General features: G+C 65.4%; 19 protein-coding genes and 1 pseudogene. 6 read left to right on the forward strand and 14 right to left on the reverse strand.

From position 1 onward, the window contains the following. Positions 1 to 22 precede the first annotated feature (22 nt). Positions 23 to 160 (forward strand): annotated as a pseudogene (locus C442_RS20955) (phosphoribosylformylglycinamidine synthase I); the annotation flags it as partial. Between the two features lie 14 nt (positions 161 to 174). Here C442_RS20955 and C442_RS12405 read toward each other — a convergent pair. The 5 genes from C442_RS12405 to C442_RS12425 form a co-directional block, all read right to left on the reverse strand. Further along, positions 175 to 1329: an RNA-guided endonuclease InsQ/TnpB family protein gene (locus C442_RS12405; protein ID WP_008310946.1), complete on the reverse strand. Its 1155-nt coding sequence runs from the start codon at positions 1327 to 1329 to the stop codon at positions 175 to 177. A 2-nt stretch (positions 1330 to 1331) separates the two neighbouring features. Further along, positions 1332 to 1721 (reverse strand): IS200/IS605 family transposase, encoded by a 390-nt coding sequence (gene tnpA, locus C442_RS12410; RefSeq protein WP_008310947.1) that lies wholly within the window; start codon positions 1719 to 1721, stop codon positions 1332 to 1334. Positions 1722 to 2059: 338 nt separating this feature from the next. After that, positions 2060 to 2875, reverse strand: coding sequence for an ABC transporter ATP-binding protein (locus C442_RS12415; RefSeq protein WP_008310948.1), 816 nt, complete (start codon positions 2873 to 2875; stop codon positions 2060 to 2062). Then, positions 2872 to 3576 carry an ABC transporter permease gene (locus tag C442_RS12420; protein ID WP_008310949.1) on the reverse strand — a complete coding sequence of 235 codons (705 nt, stop codon included), beginning with the start codon at positions 3574 to 3576 and terminating at the stop codon, positions 2872 to 2874. The genes C442_RS12415 and C442_RS12420 overlap by 4 nt, the downstream gene beginning before the upstream one ends. Positions 3577 to 3581: 5 nt before the next feature. After that, complete coding sequence (locus C442_RS12425; RefSeq protein ID WP_008310951.1) at positions 3582 to 4625, reverse strand: substrate-binding domain-containing protein; 1044 nt, start codon at positions 4623 to 4625, stop codon at positions 3582 to 3584. 120 nt (positions 4626 to 4745) lie between these two features. Here C442_RS12425 and C442_RS12430 point away from each other — a divergent pair, with 120 nt between their 5' ends. Further along, positions 4746 to 5474 (forward strand): TOBE domain-containing protein, encoded by a 729-nt coding sequence (locus C442_RS12430; RefSeq protein ID WP_008310953.1) that lies wholly within the window; start codon positions 4746 to 4748, stop codon positions 5472 to 5474. A 33-nt stretch (positions 5475 to 5507) separates the two neighbouring features. Here C442_RS12430 and C442_RS22175 read toward each other — a convergent pair whose 3' ends face one another. The 4 genes from C442_RS22175 to arcS form a co-directional block, all read right to left on the reverse strand. Next, complete coding sequence (locus tag C442_RS22175; RefSeq protein ID WP_167320675.1) at positions 5508 to 5669, reverse strand: hypothetical protein; 162 nt, start codon at positions 5667 to 5669, stop codon at positions 5508 to 5510. A gap of 77 nt (positions 5670 to 5746) precedes the next feature. Next, entirely contained in the window at positions 5747 to 6823 is a 1077-nt protein-coding gene (locus C442_RS12435) for an archaeosine biosynthesis radical SAM protein RaSEA (RefSeq protein WP_008310955.1), read from the reverse strand. 38 nt (positions 6824 to 6861) lie between these two features. After that, a complete protein-coding gene (locus C442_RS12440; protein ID WP_008310957.1) occupies positions 6862 to 7269 on the reverse strand; it encodes a VanZ family protein in 408 nt (135 codons plus the stop codon). Positions 7270 to 7349: 80 nt separating this feature from the next. Beyond that, positions 7350 to 9137 (reverse strand): archaeosine synthase subunit alpha, encoded by a 1788-nt coding sequence (gene arcS, locus C442_RS12445; protein ID WP_008310959.1) that lies wholly within the window; start codon positions 9135 to 9137, stop codon positions 7350 to 7352. Between the two features lie 372 nt (positions 9138 to 9509). Between arcS and C442_RS12450 the strand changes: the two genes are divergently transcribed. Further along, on the forward strand, positions 9510 to 10655 hold the full coding sequence (locus tag C442_RS12450; RefSeq protein WP_193363413.1) for an alginate lyase family protein: 1146 nt from the start codon (positions 9510 to 9512) through the stop codon (positions 10653 to 10655). A 61-nt stretch (positions 10656 to 10716) separates the two neighbouring features. Further along, positions 10717 to 11592 (forward strand): NAD-dependent epimerase/dehydratase family protein, encoded by an 876-nt coding sequence (locus tag C442_RS12455; protein ID WP_008310964.1) that lies wholly within the window; start codon positions 10717 to 10719, stop codon positions 11590 to 11592. Positions 11593 to 11619: 27 nt separating this feature from the next. On the opposite strand, the gene tgtA is transcribed toward C442_RS12455, so the two are convergent. The 3 genes from tgtA to C442_RS12470 form a co-directional block, all read right to left on the reverse strand. Further along, positions 11620 to 13092 (reverse strand): tRNA guanosine(15) transglycosylase TgtA, encoded by a 1473-nt coding sequence (gene tgtA, locus C442_RS12460; protein ID WP_008310966.1) that lies wholly within the window; start codon positions 13090 to 13092, stop codon positions 11620 to 11622. Between the two features lie 102 nt (positions 13093 to 13194). Next, the gene (locus tag C442_RS12465) at positions 13195 to 13452 is read right to left on the reverse strand and encodes a hypothetical protein (RefSeq protein ID WP_008310967.1); all 258 of its coding nucleotides are present in this window, start codon (positions 13450 to 13452) and stop codon (positions 13195 to 13197) included. A 44-nt stretch (positions 13453 to 13496) separates the two neighbouring features. Beyond that, positions 13497 to 14042 (reverse strand): NUDIX hydrolase, encoded by a 546-nt coding sequence (locus tag C442_RS12470; protein ID WP_008310969.1) that lies wholly within the window; start codon positions 14040 to 14042, stop codon positions 13497 to 13499. Positions 14043 to 14127: 85 nt separating this feature from the next. On the opposite strand from C442_RS12470, the gene C442_RS22910 reads away from it, so the two are divergent. Next, positions 14128 to 14262, forward strand: a complete 135-nt coding sequence (locus C442_RS22910; protein WP_275039411.1) for a hypothetical protein — start codon at positions 14128 to 14130, stop codon at positions 14260 to 14262. 15 nt (positions 14263 to 14277) lie between these two features. Here the strand turns inward: C442_RS22910 and C442_RS12475 are convergent, their stop codons facing one another. Next, positions 14278 to 16395 carry a hypothetical protein gene (locus C442_RS12475; protein ID WP_008310971.1) on the reverse strand — a complete coding sequence of 706 codons (2118 nt, stop codon included), beginning with the start codon at positions 16393 to 16395 and terminating at the stop codon, positions 14278 to 14280. A 128-nt stretch (positions 16396 to 16523) separates the two neighbouring features. After that, positions 16524 to 17120 (reverse strand): tRNA (pseudouridine(54)-N(1))-methyltransferase TrmY, encoded by a 597-nt coding sequence (trmY, locus tag C442_RS12480; RefSeq protein ID WP_008310974.1) that lies wholly within the window; start codon positions 17118 to 17120, stop codon positions 16524 to 16526. A gap of 122 nt (positions 17121 to 17242) precedes the next feature. Here trmY and C442_RS12485 point away from each other — a divergent pair, with 122 nt between their 5' ends. Beyond that, positions 17243 to 18763, forward strand: a complete 1521-nt coding sequence (locus C442_RS12485) for a hypothetical protein (RefSeq protein ID WP_008310976.1) — start codon at positions 17243 to 17245, stop codon at positions 18761 to 18763. Positions 18764 to 18776 lie beyond the last annotated feature (13 nt).

An 18776-nucleotide genomic window follows, 5' to 3' on the forward strand; every position in this document is an offset into this window, starting at 1 on the left:
TCAGAGATGTGTATAAGAGACAGGCTCGAAACACAGCGTGGCCGGTGTCACCGGCGAGGACGACCACGTCGCCGTCATGATGCCCCACCCCGAGCGGGCGACGCTTTCGGACCTGGGCCGGACCGACGGCCAGGGCGTGCTCGAGGGCTTCGCCGACTGACATCCTCCACACGGCTAAAGCCGTGGGGTTCCCCCACTGGGGGTTGAATCCACGGAAACAGAGAGGTTCGCAGGTTCGTCGTCGCGTTGGACGATGACCTGCGTTTCGGACTGTGCCAGTACAGCCCCCGCCTCGGACAGCGGTTTCAAGAACTTGCCCAAGGCTCGTTTGCCGATATTCAGCGCACCGTTCTTGTCTGCGTTGTCATCAAGCCCACATTCGGGACACTCGAAACGCCCCTGCGTTGTTCGGACACCTTCGCAGGCACAGCGGTTGCACGTTTTCGACGTGTCGTATTCTTCGACCAGTTGCACGTCGATACCCGCGCCCTGGGCCTTGTACTCGATGTAGTTCAGCAAGCGAGCGAATGGCATCTTGTGGGTCTTGTCGTTGACGTATCGGCCCTTGTCGTTGTCCTTGCGAATCCCGCCAAGGTCGCCCACGACGATGACCGCGTTCCGTTCCTCGGCATCCTCTACAATCGAGCGAGCAATCTTGTGGAGACGGTCGTCTACCTTCCGTGCTTCGGCGTCCCCAATACGCTCAACCACCTGCTGTCCCTGTCGGGGTTTGGCTTTCCCGATGGACTTGCGCAGTTGCTTGTAGTGTTCGCGGATACGGCGCACTTCCTCGCCGTAGAACGTGGTTTTGCGGTCAGAGAGGAACGCGCAGGTAGCGACCCACCGTGCGCCCATGTCGATAGCCAGCACGTCGTCGTACTCGTCTTGGACGGTCACAGATCGCTTGACGACGAGATGCACGTACCAGTCACCGTCACGGCGCACCAGTTCGCTGTCTCGAAGATTCCCCTCACGGACGAGTTGTTCGTCTTTTTGTGGGACGTGGGCCGGACACCAGATGGAGTTGCCTTGTCCTTTCTCAGGGTCGTAGACAGGGACTTTCACCCACCACGACGAGAGAACGGTGTCTTCGTCGTAGGCCACATCGAACACGTCGTTGCGAAGGACGACAGGTTGTTCCGTACCGGGATTTGGGTCTTTCTGCCGTTGTACTTTCGACGCCTGCTGGTCGGTTGCAGAGTACAGGTCAGCGTCTCCACCGTGTACCTCAGTCTGGAACGCCTCATACTCACGGGCGAGCAAGTCAGTCTTCCTGTTTGTCAGTGAGTGGAGTTTAACCCGAACCGTGGTTGAGACGTTCCGTTTCATGGCTACTCACCTGCTTGGGCGTCGATGTACTCCTCGATGACTTCGCTGGATACGTCGCCCGCACTTGAGACGAAGTACGAGCGCGTCCACAGCGACGGCAAACCGAAGTCGAACTCGTCCCGAAGTCGGCGTGAGGAGTAGCCCTTGACCTGTTGCATTATCTTGTTCGGGGCGAGCGTCGGGTCGCCTGTGATGAACAAGTGTACGTGGTCGGAGCGAATCGCCAATTCCAGTATCTCTAACCCGAGCTCGTCGGCTTTCTCTTCGATGAGTTTTTCGAGGCGGGTACGTACCTCGCCCTCAAGCACCGATTTACGGTATTTCGGACACCAGATGAAGTGGTACTGGAGTTTGTGGACGCTGGTACGTTCCCTGTCGAACCCACGAGGCATCGTCAGTATATAGATACTACTCACCTAAAGATGTTAGGCAAACATCTAACCCCAGTCGTGGCTACGAGCGTGGATAGATTCCCAGTTGTCGGCTTCATCCCACGGCTAAAGCCGATGGGCTTTCGCCTCGCTACCGCTGTAACACCGGCAGCTTCGGCTTTCATTGCGGTGGTTTCACAGAAGATCTGACCCGGACGCGTAGTCGCATCGCTATCCGGTTTCGTTTCAAAGGGGAAGGGACCAGCGGAGCGTGTGACATAGTCCGGCGGTCCCTACTCCAGCTTTGTGGGTCAAGCCGTATAAGCACATGCTTACCGGAGTGTAAGTGAAATCGCCAGTTATGGGTCGGCTGTGGGCGACTGCGGCACGCGCGACCTCTCCCGGTCACCGACGAGCAGTTCGCCGTCGAGGAACCGTGCCGTCCGGGCGTCGGTGGGGTCCTCGAACAACTGCTCGGGCGGGCCGGTCTCGACCAGTTCGCCGTCGTGAAGGAAGGCCATTCGGTCTGAGATGCGTTTCGCCTGGTGCATGTCGTGGGTGGCGACGACGACGCCGACGCCGCGGTCCCGCGCCCGCTCGATGGCGTTTTCGAGCAGCGCCGTGTTGTGCGGGTCGAGGTTCGACGTGGGTTCGTCCAGCAGCATGACCGCCGGGTCGACGGCGAGCGCCCGCGCGAACGCGACCCGCTGGGCCTCGCCGCCGGACAGCGAGAGCGCGTTCTGGTCGACCGATTCCACAAGGCCGACCGTTTCGAGCGCAGAGACAACGGTGTCGGCGGGCCGTGATGAACCGACGAGTTCACCGAAGCTCCGACGGAGTCGGGCTTGCCAGGGTTCCCTGACCCGCAGGCCGTAGGAGACGTTCCGATGGACGGGTGCGTTGAACAGGCTCGGCTCCTGAAACACCATACTCACCTGCCGGCGGATACCCAGTCGCTCGTCGTCGGCCATCGCCCAGATATCGTCGCCGTCCCATGCGACCGTTCCATCGTCGGGTCGGCGGAAGGTCGCAAGCAGGCGCAACAGCGTCGTCTTGCCGGTGCCGGACGGGCCGACGACGGTGACGACTTTGCCCGGGTCGACCGCCAGCGAGACGTTCCGGAGGACGGTCGAGCCGCCGAACCCAGCGTTTACGTCGGTCACGGAGAGCGTCATACCGAGCGCTCACCCCGGCCCTGGTTCCGGAGCCACGACCCGAGCCCGTTGACGGCCAGCACGAGCGCGAGGAGTATCACACCGAGGACGAGACCGACCTCGTAGCGGCCCTGCCGAGCTTCGACCGTTATCGCCGTCGTCAGTGTCCGAGTGTAAGACTGGCCGTCGCTGTAGACGATGTTGCCGCCGACGATAAGTATCGACCCGACCTCGCTGATGGCCCGACCGAACCCGGCGAGAATCGCGGTGACGATGCCGAAACGGGCCTCCTTGATGACCGCCAGCCCCACGTCGACTCTGGTTCCGCCCATCGCATAGGCCGCGTCACGCACCGACTGGTCGACGCCCTCGACCGCCGAGAGGCTGACGCTCAGCAGGACCGGCGTCGCGAGGATGAACTGGGAGAGTATCATCGCCCGCGGCGTGAACGCGAGGTCGAGGCTCCCCAGCGGGCCGCTGTTGGACAGGAGGATGAGGACGACCAGCCCGACGACGACGCTCGGGAACCCCATGCCGGTGTTGACGACGGCCGTGACCAGCCGCTTCCCGCGGAAGTCGGTGAAACCGATACCGAGCGCGACGGGCAGGCTGAACAGCGTGCTAAGACCGACGGCGGTGAGGCTGACGTACAGCGAGACGGCCACGATGCTCACGACGTACGTCCAGCCGCCGTCCGGGAGCTGTGCTTGCAGTGGAATCATCGGGGTCAGTAGTCCGCCGGCACCTGCTCGTCGACCCAGTAGAGGTACTCTTTGTCCTGCGGTGAGAGGCTGCTGGCCTGCTGTGCCGTGTACCCCTGCGGGACGTACTGGCCGAAGTTCGGCTCCTCGGCGATGGCATTGGGGAAGAACAACTGCGAGCCGTTGGCAGTGTAGTCGGCGATCATCGACTGTCCGGTCGGACTCGTCAGGAAGCCGATGTAGGCCATCGCCGCCTCGTAGTTCACGTCGTCGTATTTCGCGGGGTTGACCGCCATCACGCCGTAGGGGTTTTTGAGGATGACCGGACCTCCTTGCAGCGGCCCCTGAACGTGAATCGCGAGGTCGATCTCGGTTTGCATCGAGAGGTAAGTCCCGCGGTCGGCGAGCGTATATGCGCCGGTCTGGCTCGCCTGCACGAGCGTATCGCCCATCCCCTTGCCGACGGCGCGGTACCACTCGCCGCTGGGGTCCGTGCCGGCCTCGTCCCAGACGAGCAGTTCCTTCTTGTTCGTCCCGGAGTCGTCGCCCCGCGAGACGAACGTCGACTCGCTCTCGGCGATGGTGGTGAACGCCTCGGTGGCGCTTTCCATCCCGTTGATGCCTGCGGGGTCGTCTTCCGGGCCGACGATGACGAAGTCGTTGAACATCACGTCCCGGCGGTTGACGCCGAAGCCGTCCTGCATGAACTTGTCCTCGGCGTTGCGAGCGTGAACGAGGATCACGTCGGCGTCGCCGTCCCGCGCCGTCCGGAGGCTCGCGCCAGTCCCCTTCGGGATGGTCTTCATCGTCACGCCGTAGTTCTCCTCGAACACAGGATGGAGCGCGTCGAGAAGTCCCGTATCGTAGGTACTCGTCGTCGTGGCGAGGACTAATTCACCGTCGCCGATCTGGCCCGAACCGGTCTGTGCCCCACCGGACTGTCCGTCCGCCCCGCCACCGGTCTGTGTCGCCGTCGAACCGCTGGGGTCGCTCTCGCCAGCACAGCCAGCGAGCCCGACCACGGAGGCGGCCCCCAGTGATGCGAGGAAGCGTCGGCGTTGCATCGACATGGACATAACGACGGCGGCAGGGTTCTTAATTGTTGATGGTGATGTCTGTCACACTGGTCCTCAGCGGGGTCGCAGGTCCCGCGCGGCAACGCCTTTGTGATGGCGCGGTCATGTGGCGGTATGGACGCGACCGCGGACGTCGAAGTGCAGTTGGGGCAGGGCGACGTGGCGCTGACTGCCCGCGACCGGACGCTCCTGCAGGCGGTCGCAGCCCACGGGTCGCTGAACAGCGCCGCCGACGCGCTCGGCCGGTCCTACGCCCACGCCCAGCGCCGAGTCGTCGAATTAGAGGACGCCTTCGGCCCGCTAGTCGACCGCAGTCGCGGCGGCAGCGGTGGCGGCGGCAGCGAACTCACGGACACCGCCGAGCAACTGCTGGCCCGCTTTCAGCGCCTTCAGGCCGAGTTCGACGGCGTCGCCACGGCAGCGGAGACGGTCCTCCGGGGGACCGTCGTGGACCGCGACGGCGAACTGGCGACCGTCGAGACGCCGCCGGGGACAGTCCGGGCCATCGTCGACACCGAAGCGAGCCCCGGCGACACCGTAGAAGTCGGCATTCGCGCCGACACGGTGACACTGAACGCGCCGCCCGAGGCTCCGGAGCCGACGGGGACGAGCGCGCGGAACCAGTTTGCGGGTACCGTCGAGCGTATCGACGAAGGTACCTCTATCGCGCTGGTCGCACTGGCAGTCGACCCGGACACGACGCTGTCGGCGGTGGTGACCGACACGAGCCTCGACAAACTCGATATCACCACGGGCGCAGAACTCGTCGCCTCGTTCAAGGCAACCGCGACCGTCGGCGTCATTCCCGCTATCGAACAGTCGTGGCCGGATGAGTCATCGTAAGCGAGTGAAACACGGTGGCTTCGAAGGGTCGCCTCAGAGACCCCAGTTAGACGGCAGCAGGTCGGACTGGCAGGCACTACAGGCAACCATCCCATCGTCGTCGATACACTGTCGCCGTTCGCCACACAGGTCACATTCCGTGACCGTCCCGCGTGTATTGAAACTGCGCCTGTCCTGGTCACCGTTCGGGGTCATATCGAACAGTCTTAGGCGCGAAAGACTGATAAACGTTGGTCGGCAGGCCGTCACACGGGTTCTCCGGGTCGAAGGGCCTATCGAGCGAGCGGAAGCGAGTAACTCTTCTCACGTTCGATGACGGCGTCCCACGTCGCCTCGCACTCGCAGCTCACCTGCTCAAACACCGACGGGTCCTGTCGGAGGTCGAAGTCCTTGATGGCGCGCTGGACCTTGTCGTCACACTCGCCGCAGTTGTGCGGGCCGCGGTCGCTGCCGTGGCCGACCGGGTCGGAGACGACGATGACATCCTCGTCGGCCGTCGATTCCAGCACGTCGGCGACCGACCAGAGCCACGGCGGCCGGTAGCCGCCGTCGTGGTACAGCTCCTCGACCATCGTGTAGCGCTGGACGTTACAGGGGTTCATCGACACAGTGTGACAGCCGTCGACGGCCGCACAGCGCCGCACGGACCGCTTCATATCCTCGACGGCCTCGGCTTCCGAGAGGAATGGCGGTTTCATCAGCAGATACGCCTTGACGCCGGCACCGGCCGCCTGGGCCGCTTCGGAGGCTTCCTCGAAGTCCGCGAACTCGAAGTACTTGTTCACGCAGTCGTGGCGCACGCGGTCGGTCGCTGTCTCCAGACCCACTGCCACGTCCGTCTCCAGACCCACATCGACGAAGTCGCCGACCGTCTCCTCGTCGACGAAGTCCGGCAGCGACTCGACGACGATGCGCTCGCGGTCGGCGAAGGTTTCGGCGATGGCCTGCCGTGTCTCCGCCGGCACTTCGCGCTCGTCAAGGAAGCTCCCGGAGGTGTAGATCTTGATGAGGCCGCTCTTGTCGTCACTGTTCTCCGCCTCGTGGTCCAGGCAGTGCTGGATCTGGGCCATGAGGTCCTCGTGGGCGACGGTCCCCCCTTCGACGCTCTCGGCGACGTAGCCACACATCGTACAGCCGCCGGCGCGCGCCCACCGGCAGCCGCCGGTGTTCAGGATGATGGTCAGGCTCTGGTAGACGCCGTCCGGAGTGTTGTCCTCGTCGAGCCACACGCGAGTCGGCTCACGAGGGTCGTACGTCGAGTCGTTGCGCGACCGGATGTCACGCATCACGGAGTTGTGGGCGTCCATGCCCTTGCCCTCCTCGTAGACTTCAGGACTGGGCTTGCTCATTGGGGCGAGGTAGCCGATGAGTGCGTAAAGCCGCTTCGTTACTGCCGGGATCGTGGGTCGGTCTGGTCCGAAAGCGCACCAGTTCGGTGAGCCGCGAGCCACGACAGTCCGGCAAGGACGGCCCCGACCGCGTTAGCCACGAAGTCAGCGCCGCTCACACCGCGTGACGGGACGAGCCCCTGTAGCAGTTCGACACCCGTCCCGTAGCAGATAGAGACGGTCACGAGTGCTGCAACTGTGGTGACATCACGGGCCTGTCGGCCCCACGCGAGCAGTGCCGCCAGTATCCCGTAACTCGCCGCGTGAACCCACTTATCCAGCGTAAAACCGAGGAGCGCGGGGACTTGCTCTCCCGCCCCCTCGGGAACTGGGAGAAGCGAGGTGACGAGTAACAACAGCGAAAACCCGACAGCGGGCAGGTAGCGGCGGAATTCCGACCAAGCCATACTGACGGTTCTCCCGTTCGGCAGATAAGTCGCGTGGTCAGGCGCCGCACAGTCTAATCCGGTGACCGGCAAAGACGGCCCTACTGCTCGTCGACGTGACGCATCTGGACGGCGATGCCGCGAGTCGATGACTGCATCTCCGGGCCGCTCATCTGGGCGCGACCGACGCCGAAGGCCGCGTCGCCCCGAATCACCACGTCGTCGCCGACGCGGATGTCGTCGCTGGCGTCCGTGATTCCCGGTGCAAGCACCGAACCGTGGGGGACGAACGGCTCGATTTCGACCGTTTTGGTGTGAACGTCGCTCTCGACCCAGCGGCGCGCCCCAGCGGTGGTCAGCGAGAGGACCCCGTACTGCTGGGCCAGCGCCGCAAGCTGCTCGCCGTCGGCGTCGTCAGCCCGCAACTGCGGATACCGGCCCTGCGTCGACAGGTCGTCGAACAGTTCGTCGCCCGCGCCCGCGCCGAACTGGTAGTCAGCGACAGCACGGATAGTGTTGTGTTCGCGCTCCCGTTTCGGATAGCGGTCCCAGCCTTCCAGTTCGGCGGCGAGGTTCCCCAGCGAGTCCGCCGTCGTCGGGTGGTCGGTGACCGTGTAGGTGAACTCCCGGCCCAGCGAGTCGGCCACGCGCTCGCAGATGTCGCGGTAGCCTTCGCCGGGAATGTGGGCGATAATCTCCGGGTAGTCGGTGCCTTCTAAATAGCGTTCGAGCACGCGGCTGACGAACTCGATTTCGGTGGCGGTCCAGTTGCCCGTGACCACGGAGTCGTAGTGCTGTGCGGGGTAGGTGAGTTCGAGTTCCTGAGGCACGACGCCGATGGGCGAGGTCATCGAGACGACGTGGGCGCGCCACTTGATCGCGTCGTGGTACTGCTTGTGGCTCTGGGAATCGCTGTAGGGTTTCCGTGCCGAACACGGCACCAGCACGAGCGGGCGGTCGTCGAAGCGCGGCACGTAGCGGTCGGTGACGCGCTCGGCGAAGCGCTGGATCTCGACACGGCGCAACGAGTCGTCGCTGGCCGCCGAGAGGTCGGCCCGCCGGATGAGCGGCGTGCGCTCCTCCAGATAGCTGTACTGCTGGTCCAGTCGCCGGAAGGTCGCGGTGAGCCAGTTGTCCTGTCTGGCCTGTCCCTCGATGTAGTCCCGAAGCCTGCCGTCACGAATCCGGCGGCGAACGCGCCGAAGTTCCGCGGCGAGGGCATTGACGTTGTGTTCGACGCAGTCCTCGCGGTCGAACTCATCGCGTGGCTGCTGGCAGGCCGGGCACGCACACGGCAGTTCGTCGAGGTCTTCGAGGAAATACGCCTCGTCGGTCGTGAGATACCGGCCCTCAGTCCCGCGGACGACGGCGCGGTCGGGGTCCACGAGGTCGACGCCGGCGTAAACGAGCGTCGCGACGTTTCGCGGCGTGGCGACGCCAGGCAGGTAGAGCGCGGTGTCGGCGGGGATAGCCTCCCGGACGGTCGAGACGGCATCGACGAACGCCGACGCGTGCCCGACGTAGCCGGGCGCACCAGCGAGCACGTAGGCGTCGCTGCCGTGGTCGGTCGCGGTATCGGACGAGACGACGGCCGCGCTCGGGAACGACACGTCGGGATAGTCGACGGCGAAGGCCTCGGCGACTTCGTCCGGCGTGCCGGCGGGGAGTCCGCGGTGGGGCAGGACAGTGAGCAGCGAGTCGTCGCCATCGGGGGCGTCTTGCTCGGTGGGCCAGCGGCTTCCGGCGTCGTCGAGGACGTGCCGGCAGTCGCCCGGCGTTTCTGTGTCCACGTCGTCGACCAGCGCCGGCGTCGTCACGGAGTCGGCGAGGCGTAACTCACCCACTCGCGCGGCGCTGTCGCGCTCGTGGATCTCGAAGTAGTCGGTCATGCAATGGCGTCAGCCACGCGCGACCAACTATCTTGCCTTTGTACCAGCACCGGCCTCGGTGGCGACCGAAGGTGCGTTCAAACTCAGCATACTTCGTTCCGGTCGACAGTTATGTGGCCATGATTATCGCGGACAGGTCGCTATCCGCTGATTAGCTGGGCCCTAACTAAATCTATAGGGGACGACTGACCGTTCGTGCAGCGACAGACACGACGAGACGTGTTGCTCGCCCTCTCGGGGACAGCCGTAGCGCTGGCGGGCTGTTCGACCGGCCTCTCCTCAGGGGACTCGGACGCGAGGGCCGCGTCACACGAGACGGAGCCGACACCGACGGAACAAGTAGCCGAGTCAACAGTGGAAAGCGGGCCCGCAATGTTCGTCCATCTCGATACACTGGCTGCGATACAGTCCCGTGTCGAGAATGGAGACAGCCCGTGGACAGGGGCCCACGAAGCCTTCATCGACGATGTCCGCGACGCGATGGCAGCGGATCCCGAGAGCGTCACGGACAACGGCGACGGCCACGAGTTCAAAACGAAGGGCCCCGAGGACCCCGAAGCGCGCAAGGACTACGTTGCCGCCATCAGAACAGGAGACAGAATACGGGATCTGGGCCTCGCCTACCAGTACACCGGCGCGGACCAGTACGCCGAGAAAGCCGTCGAACTGCTAGACCACTGGTTCCTGAACTCGGAGACCTATATGGCACCAGTAAAAACGAACAGCATCGAGCAGTTCATCACGCTCCCCAAAATGTGGTGGGGTGCGGAACTCGTTCGCGGCCACGAGGCGTGGAACGACGACAGCGTCGGCACGGAGGCCGACCTGCAGGAGTGGGTCCGGACGTTTCTGGACGACGTGGGCCACGGTATTCCGACCGAGATGGGACAACAGAACATCTTCAACTGGCAGGAGATGACCCACGCCGCCGGTTCCGTGTATCTCCGGGACTGGGACCGGTTCCGGAAGGCCATGCAACGGAACCGCGAGACCGGCTTCAACCAACTCCGCGAGGACGGCCTGCTGGAAAACGAGATTATTCGTGCGTCGAGTCTGGCGTACTCGCTGTACGCGGCGAAGGCACTGGTCACCGCCGCGGAACTCAGCCGACTCTACGCCGACAAACTCGACGGCCCCACACTGTACGAGTACCAGAAGTTCGACGGTGACAGGGGTGCCATCGAACGTATTCTCGACGCCCACGCGCCGTACGTGGCTGACCCGGAGGCCTGGGAAGCGATGGGTGAGGGCGACCCCGACCGGTTCGTCAACAACGACGGCTTCCCCGCCAGAAAGCAGGAGGCTGCGTCCTCACTGTACGAGGTGGCCTACTCGTACTACGAGAAAGACACCTATCTGGAAACACTCAAACAGAGTGGACAGCCGGTGAAGAACGTCCCGACGTACGTCTCGGCCCAGCAGGCGGCAATCGACAACCCCGACCGACCGCATCGCGACGAGCGCATCCTCGGCTGGACGACGTTCACGCACGGCGAGCGGTTCCGGCTCGACACATAAAGTAGCTGGCACCAACGACGCACACCGCCACGCTTTGGATGCCAGCGGCCACAGAGCAGCTATGGATGTTGTCGTGACCGGCGGCCGGGGCAGTTCCGGACGCTGGATCGTCGACCGACTCGCCGGACCGCACGACGTGACAGTGCTCGACCGCCGCCTCCCCGACGATGGGGGGCATCCGGCTGTCGGGTACCGAGCGCTCGACCTGACGGACGCTGGGAGCGTGTTCGACGCGCTCACCGCCATCGACCCAGATGCAGTGGTCCACTGGGCGGCGATTCCGGTCGCTGGGAACCACCCTGGGGTAGACCTGTTCCAGAACAACACCCTCGCGGCACACAACGTGCTCTCGGCGGCCGGCCGCGTCGGCGCTGACGTGGTGCAGGGCTCCTCGGACGGTGCGTACGGCTTCTTCTTCGCCGAAGAGACGCCGGTACCTGACGAACTCCCGATTACGGAACAGCACGCGCTTAGGCCGGAGGACGACTACGGGCTCTCGAAGGTCGTCACCGAGGAAATCGGGAAAACGATTGCTCGCCGGGATGACGTCTCGGTGGCGTCGATTCGTCCCTCATGGATACAGATCCCCGGGGAGTACCCCTGCCGGGCCGAGGAGTACGTCGACGACCTCGCGGCCGGGGCGGGCAACTACTGGTCGTACGTCGACGTGCGGGACGTGGTCGACCTCGTGGAGGCCGCGCTCACGGGCGAGGTTTCGGGCCACGAAGCGTTCAACTGCGTCGGCCCGGACAACGCGCTGGGCCGGCCGCTGGTCGAACTCATGCGTGAGCAGTACGGTACTGTCCCGGACGACTGCACGGTCGAAGGGGACGACGCGGCGTACTCGACGGCCAAAGCCACGGAACTGCTGGGCTGGGAGCCGACCCGTTCCTGGCGCGAGGCGGCCGACGAGAACGTGGCCGTGCCGACGGTCTGACCGGCAGCGGTCGAGACAACTGCGCCGTCAGTCGCGAGCGTGCAGGTCGCGCAGACGGACGCCGTCCGGCACGCGGTCCAGCGCCGTCGCCGGCCAGTCGTCGTAGACCAGCGTGAAGGACACGTCGGGATGGAGTTCGACGAGTCGCCGGACCCCTGTGGCCGCGGCCTCGTAGGCCGCTCGGTCGGTCCGGTCCGGAGTTTCGGCGGTCAACGGATAGGTGTCGGCCAGTTCGCGCGGATACGGGCCAAACGGCGGCAGGATACCCCAGGTTTCGTCGTACTGCGCGCTGGAACTCCCTTCGGTCAGCAGCACCTCGTCGCCCTCGACCGGGAGGCGCTCCAGTCGGTTCTGATGGCGGCGGACTTCGGGCCGGCGAGCGCTTTCATTTGAAGTGTAAAAGAAGGCGTCCTTCGAGACCGGGTCGGTCCGTTCGAGTTGCTCGGCGTGGTCAAGCAACGCTCGATAGCCGTCGAGCATCGCCGGGTGGCCGCGGGCGCGACTGTCGACCAGTTCCATGAGGTTACCCGAGCGAATCGCCTGCTTCACTGTCCGGATTTCGCCGTAGGTGACATGCAGGTTGTGCCGGGCGAGCAGCTCTTCGCGCTGGTCGGCGTCCATCGCGTCGAGTTCTGCCGGCGTGTGGTCGGTACAGACCGGGCAGTGACACGGGAAGTAGGTCAGTTCGTCGAGCAGTTCCGTCCCCTGGACCGTGAGATACCGGTCGTCGCGGGCGTACAGCGCGTACGCCGCGGAATCGAACAGGTCACAGCCCAGCGCCGCCGCCATCGCGAACATCATCGGATGGCCCGCGCCGAACAGGTGGACCGGGCCGACCTCCCCCAGCCCGCGCTTGCAGGCCGCGACGACATCAGCGAGGTCGGCGTAGCGATACTCGTTCATCAGCGGGACAACGGCCCCGAGCGGGAACACGTCCAGCCCGGTGGTGACGGCGTCCGCGGCGGCGCGCTCACGCAGGTCCGGATAGGTCGACCCCTGGACCGGCGCGCTGACGAGCATCTCGCCAGTGTCGACGGTAGTGGCGTGTTCGAGCCGCTCCTGGGTCGTTTTGAGTTCCTCTGTCGCTCGCTCGCGGTCCACGTCCGGCGGCGTCGGGATGTCCACCGGCGTGCCGATGTCAGAGCCGATTTCGTGCTGGAACTCCAGAATCTCCTCGGTAGTCACGTCGATGTCGCCGTATTCGGCGAGCTGGAAGGACCCCGAGTCGGTCATGATAGCCCCATCGAACCCGAGCAAGTCGTGGAGGCCCTGCTCCAGCACCGGCTCGCGGAGGTCGTCGGAGCCGTGCAGGATGTAGCTGTTCGTGATGAGTATCTCCGCGCCGAACTCCGACGCCAGCGTCGCCGGTGCGACCGTCTGGACGTGCGGATTGACCACCGGCAGGATAGTCGGCGTCTCGACGGTGACGCCGGCCCGCGGCACCGTTAGCTCGCCCAGCCGGCCCGCTGCGTCGTACTGGCGGACCTCGAAATTCGTCATTACACGTCGTCGTCGGTCGGCGTGCCTAAGGGTTGTGTTCCCACAATCGTCGCCCGAGAAGTGTCTGAGAGCGGAACAGACGACCCGACCGGCGACCCGCCGCTATTCGTCGGACCGCTCAGGCCCGCCGGGCACCAGTTTGCGCTCGGGACGGTGGACGGTCCCGGAGTCCTCGTCGGCGACGTACGCCTGTGACGTCCGGAACATATCGACCACCTCGTCACGGGACCCGTAGGCGTCCTCGACAAGCCGTTCGAGCAACTCCGCCCGCGAAACCGGCCGGCCGGTCCGACGGCGGACGGCCGCGCGCAGTTTATCCAGCCGGCGTTCCGTCTGTTCGTCGAGTGCAATCGAGGCCATATGCGTAATGGTACCATTCCGCAGAGTTTCAAACTGTCGTCAGTTCAGCGCTCGAACAGGGCATAGTACATGATACCGACGGCAGACCGACTGTCACGGAGCGTCCCGTCGCGCACCGACTGGACCAGCGAGTCGAAGTCGGCGGTGTCGACCCGAATCGATTCGTTGTGGTCCAGATCCTGGTCGGCCGTGGCCACACACCCGCGTGCGACGTAGTAGTGGAACACGTAGTCGGTGTTGCCGTTGGCCGGTTCGCCCGTGTAGAGGTGGTCGAAAGCGTCGGCCTCGTAGCCCGTCTCCTCGCGGAGTTCGCGGGCGGCGGCGACGGTCGGGTCGTCGTCCTCGCCCTCCATCGTCCCGGCCGGCAGGCCGCGGTTGACCCGGCGAACCGGCTGTCGCCACTCCTCGATGACGACCACGTCGCCATCAGCGGTAAACGGGAGCACGATGACGCTCTCGCCGTGTTGCACATAGTCGAACTCTCCCTCGGTTCCGTCGGGGAGGCGAACGGCCTCGCGAATGATATCGAACCCCGGACAGGCGTAGGCGGTTTCGGCACCGAGCGTCTCCCAGGTGAGTTCCTCGTCCATATCAGCAGTGTGGCCCGCACTGGCAAAACCGGCACGGGTCCACGAATATGCAGGCACCAGACCGATACGACGTGGTGCGCTACGTGTGGCTGGAATGAGAATATCGACGCTCGGCCTCCTGCTCGGTGCCGTGTTGTTCGTCCTCCCGGTCCCCGGAACGTTCATCGCCGGGGGACTGGTGCTCGTCGCTGGCGCGCTAGCCCGCTGGGGCGGGCTCTAAGCGCAGAGGAAGAACTTATAGTTTGTCGGCGGCCTGGGCCTGCTCGGTCCGCCGCTCGGCCTGATCGAGGCGCTTCCGGGCTGCGTTCGACAGCGGGTCGGACAGGTCGTCGCTGGCGTCCTCGATTCTGGTCGCGACGCGCTGGAGTCGGTCGGCGACGGCCTGGAGTTGTTTGTCAGCGTTCCCGCGGTCGCCGGCTTCGGCGCGTTCCGTCGCCCGCTTGGCGGCCTCGACGACAGCCGCAAGCGCCCGTTCGAGACCCTGGATAGCGTTCTCGGAGCCACCGCTGCTCCCGGGGTTGTCGTCATCGTCGTCATCGGTGTCACCGTCGTCGCCGTCGTCGTCCATCTCGTCAAGCACCGATTGTCGCGTCTCCTCGGCGATGTCGGCGAGGAACGACGCCAGCGACGCCTTGCCAGTTCGGGGCTCGTCGATTGTTGCGGCAGTCTCGGCTTCGGGGTCCGGGTTGACGCGGAACGCGCCGATCTCGTCGTCGCGGTCCCGGACCTCCGTCGTGTACGCGCCGCCGCCGTGGACGTACACGGCGTCGGGTTCCGAAAGCGGTGCGTCGTACAGCCGGCCGGCGAAGTCGTCCTCCACGGCGAGGTCAGTGAGGTCGCTGTCGGCTCCCGACGGATCGACTTCGAGGCGGGTCGCGTTCTCCCGGGCGACCAGGGGGAGTTTTCCGTCGACACCGGCTCTGGTCGGCCCGTCAGCCGACTCCGCGTCGGGGACCGACACCGTCTCGCTGTGTGGTGCGACACCGGCCCCGTTGACCGTGAATCGGTGGTCGCCCGCGGGCACGTCCTGAACGACGGCTAGCCCAGAAAAGGTCGGGACGGCCTCGGGGTCACTCTCCAGCAAGGCGACGGACTCGACGGACGTGTCCTCGGTCGTGAGCCCATCGTCCTCGGGCGCGTCGTCGTTCGAGACGGCTTCCGAGAGGCTGGCAACGACGGTGCGTATCTCCGCCGGTGCCCCGATGGCGTCGTAGCGCTCGGCCAGCGCCGCCCGGTGGTTCGGCTCAGAGATGTCCGCGGCGGGGTTCTCGTATCGCGGCTGGTTCCAGGGCGCGCCCGTTGTCGTGATGTGGCCCGAGACGGCGTCCTCGACGAACTCGGGCACGGCGAACTCGAAGCTCAACTGCGGGCCGGTGAAATCGGCGATGTACTCCAGTTCGCTGCTCGGCACGAGATCGTACTCGATGTCCGGGTCGGCCTCGCCGCGGTCGGTGTGCTGGAAGACGAGCCCCGTCTCCCGCGTCGGCAGGTCCGTCGGTGGTTGGGTGAGACTGTCGAACGAACGGATCGTGAGCGACTCCGAAATGAGGTCCTCGCGGCTGACCGACGGGAGCCGCTCGTGTTCGTACAGCGGCGCGCCCTCGTACTCCGGAACGAGGTAGGGGAGCCGGGACCCCTCGTCGCGCGGGAGCCCGTAAGCGACGGGGATCTCCGCGAGGTCCTCGATGGTTTCGACGGCGCTGTTCGTGATGTCCGCGAACCGGTCGCCCTCCGGCAGCCGGGTGAACCGGTCGCGAGCGTCGTTGACCGACAGCGCGCTAGAGTGTGACCCCAGTTCCGAGAGGATGCGTGGGACCATCTCCGGGTCGGGGTCGAGGAACTCGTTGTTGGGTACCTTCCGGGAGTGCGAGCTGGCGACGTACAGTTGCGGGTCGCCCGTCCCCGTGTCGACGAACACATGCAGGACCTCCCAGTCGTGCCAGTGGAAGTTCGTCGTGAACTGGTCGAACGCCGAGTAGAACCAGAACTGGACGACGGCGAGCGGCGAGTTCTCGTACTCGACGACGTTGTAGAACGCCGTCGGGTCCGGCGGCTCCCCTTCGGTCATTCGCTCGTGATACCCGTCGAAGGCGTCGAACCCGTCGACGACGGTTTCCCCGTCCTGTTCGCTGGTGTACGGCCGCGGGTCCGTCGGGAACCACGGCTCCGCCTGATCGAAGTACAGCGTCGGCGCGAACCGGCGCGCGAGTTCTTCGGCCCGCTCGCCCTCGACTGTCGAGGCCGCATCGTCGCTCCCGTCTTCGAGCGCCGAACAGCCGGCGACAGACGCGAGGCCGGCCCCGGCGACCGTCTGCAGGACCGCACGGCGGGACAGCGCGTCCCGGTCAGTCATCGATCCCTCGTCGCTTCCATACGTCGTCCGACAGCGCGACTCGTCGCTGTCTCCGAGCCCAATAATCCCATACACTATTCAGCGAACCGCGGAGGAAAACCCTTCTGGCAGTCGCCCAGCGTGCCCCGTCAGTACTGCTCGAACCCGTCCGTATCGAGGTAGTTGTGCGCGACCGTGATCGAGTGGTCAGCGTGGAGGGCCTTCGGCCCGAGCGAGACACACTCGTCCGCGTGGTCGGCCAGCAGCGTCGCTTCCTCGTCCCGGAAGTCGTGATGGTCCGAGAGGACGAACACCGGGTCCGACGGCGGTGCAACGTCGACGATGGGATCGCCGTCCTCGTGCAGTTGGACGACAGTTCCGCGGCTCGCCGCGTCGTCGAGCGTCCCCTCGAACCCCCGTCGCGTGAGCGACACCCCGGGCGACGTTTCGACCGGGATGTGGCCGATAGCTTCCTCGCGCTCTTCCAGCGCCTTGCGGATCAGCGCCGCCGTGGACCGTTCGTCCGGGTTCAGTCGGCGGAGGTCACTCCCATCGAACGTGACGGTGTACTCATCCGCCAGGATGAGGTGGACCCGCACGTCTTCCCGGATGGCGTGGCTCAGGAAGAACGCGCTGGTGACACACCGACAGAGCACGTCGAGCCGGCCGGCCGCGCCGGCCAGGTCGTCGAGCGAGAACTCCGGCGTCGTCGGGGCGTCGTGGCCGATGATGACGAACTGGCGCATACTGACTCGTCACCCCACGGCGATTTACGTCCGTCGACTGCTGTCAGTACCGATACGAAAGACGCTACAAACGCCGTCTGAGCGTCCAGAAAGGGTTTACCGGGTGCGACGAATCGCGGACTATGCGCAGACGTGCCCTCCTCGCGTCGATCCCGGGTGCGCTGGCCGGACTCGCCGGCTGTTCGTTCGGCACCCTCGGCTCAGACGAGACCGCAGACGTAACGCCCGCACCACGCCCGACACAGTCACCGACTGATCCAGATGACAGCGGGACAGGGACGCCGACAGGCACTGGCGACCCGCCCCGACCCGAGAATCCGACGACCGTCATCGAACTGGAAACCGGGCCGCGAACCTACGCCCTCAGTTCGCCAGGACTCCACACCGCCGACAGGGCGCGAGTCGGGCTCTGGTTCGACCAGACGGCGACCGACGACCATCCGGCCACGCTTCGGGGCTGGCTCCAGAACAGCAACGAGTTCGAGAACACGTTCAGGGTCAAGTGGATTCCAGGAGTCGGACAGACACACAGCCGCCAACCTAGCGGCTACGACCACGAAGCGCGCCTCCATCTCGCACCCACGGACAACAACGACCTCGCCGACGAAGTGCCCCCACTCGGCCGAACAGACGAGGGGTACTGGCGCGTCGACGACGTCGGTCCGTGGATGCCAGAGACGTACCGGTTAAATCCCGGTGAATGGGTCAAACTGGAGTACGCCCTCGTCGGCGAACCGGGCCAGTCCGGGCGGCCGACCGGCACCTACGAGTTCCGCGGTCAGGCCGGGTCCCTCTCGGTCTCCGTCTGGGACACGCGAAGTCCCGGTCCGGAAACCGACTCCCGGTTCGCCGGCCGGTCGCTCCCGCCGTTTCCCGGCGACGGCGGCGTCCAGTGGTACCACGAAGCAGACAGGGCGACTCCAGCCTTTGTTCGACCCAGTACCGAGCGCGCAAAGCTTGATACGCAAGTCGGCTTCGAGATGGTCAACAACAGCCACGAGCGACTGCAATGCGGCCACTGGGACCTCTACAAGCTCGTCGACGGCGAGTGGTTCCACGTCGCACCAGCAGCCCACACCGCCGACTGTCGGCTCCTAAAACCGGGCAGTCAGGAGCAGTGGGGCCTCCGGGCGTTTAACGGACCAGCTGTCGGTTGTGGTACCGGTGACTGCCATTGTGATGGTCTCACACAGGGCTATCTCGGCGGCGGCGAGTACGCCATCGTTGCTGGCTACGGCCACGCGACGAACGAGAGTGCTGCTCTGGTTGCGCTAGTCGGTGACCGTGCTGCAGTGACCCCGACTGACGGCGTGCCGACAGCGCGCGACGGCGACACCGTCAGGGTGACGACCGACCGCCACGGCGACGGCGAACGGCCGACCGACGCGACGTTCACGCTGACTCGCACTGACAACGCGAGCGAGCGAGTCATCGCCGAACAGGTGATGGCACACGGTCAGTTCGCTATGTCCGACGGCGGGCTTCGCAACGCCATCCCGTTCCTGATCGACGATGTGAGCCGCGTCGTCGTCGAAACCGACGAGCATGCTGTGGACGGCGTACTCGGGTACGATACGAGTCGTCGGCGATTCCAGTTCCGCGGGCAGGCGTACGAAGTCACCCGGGGCCGGAGCGCAGACTGATGCTCGGCGTGGA

This window comes from Haloarcula amylolytica JCM 13557 (genome assembly GCF_000336615.1).
Taxonomy (GTDB): Archaea; Halobacteriota; Halobacteria; order Halobacteriales; family Haloarculaceae; genus Haloarcula; species Haloarcula amylolytica.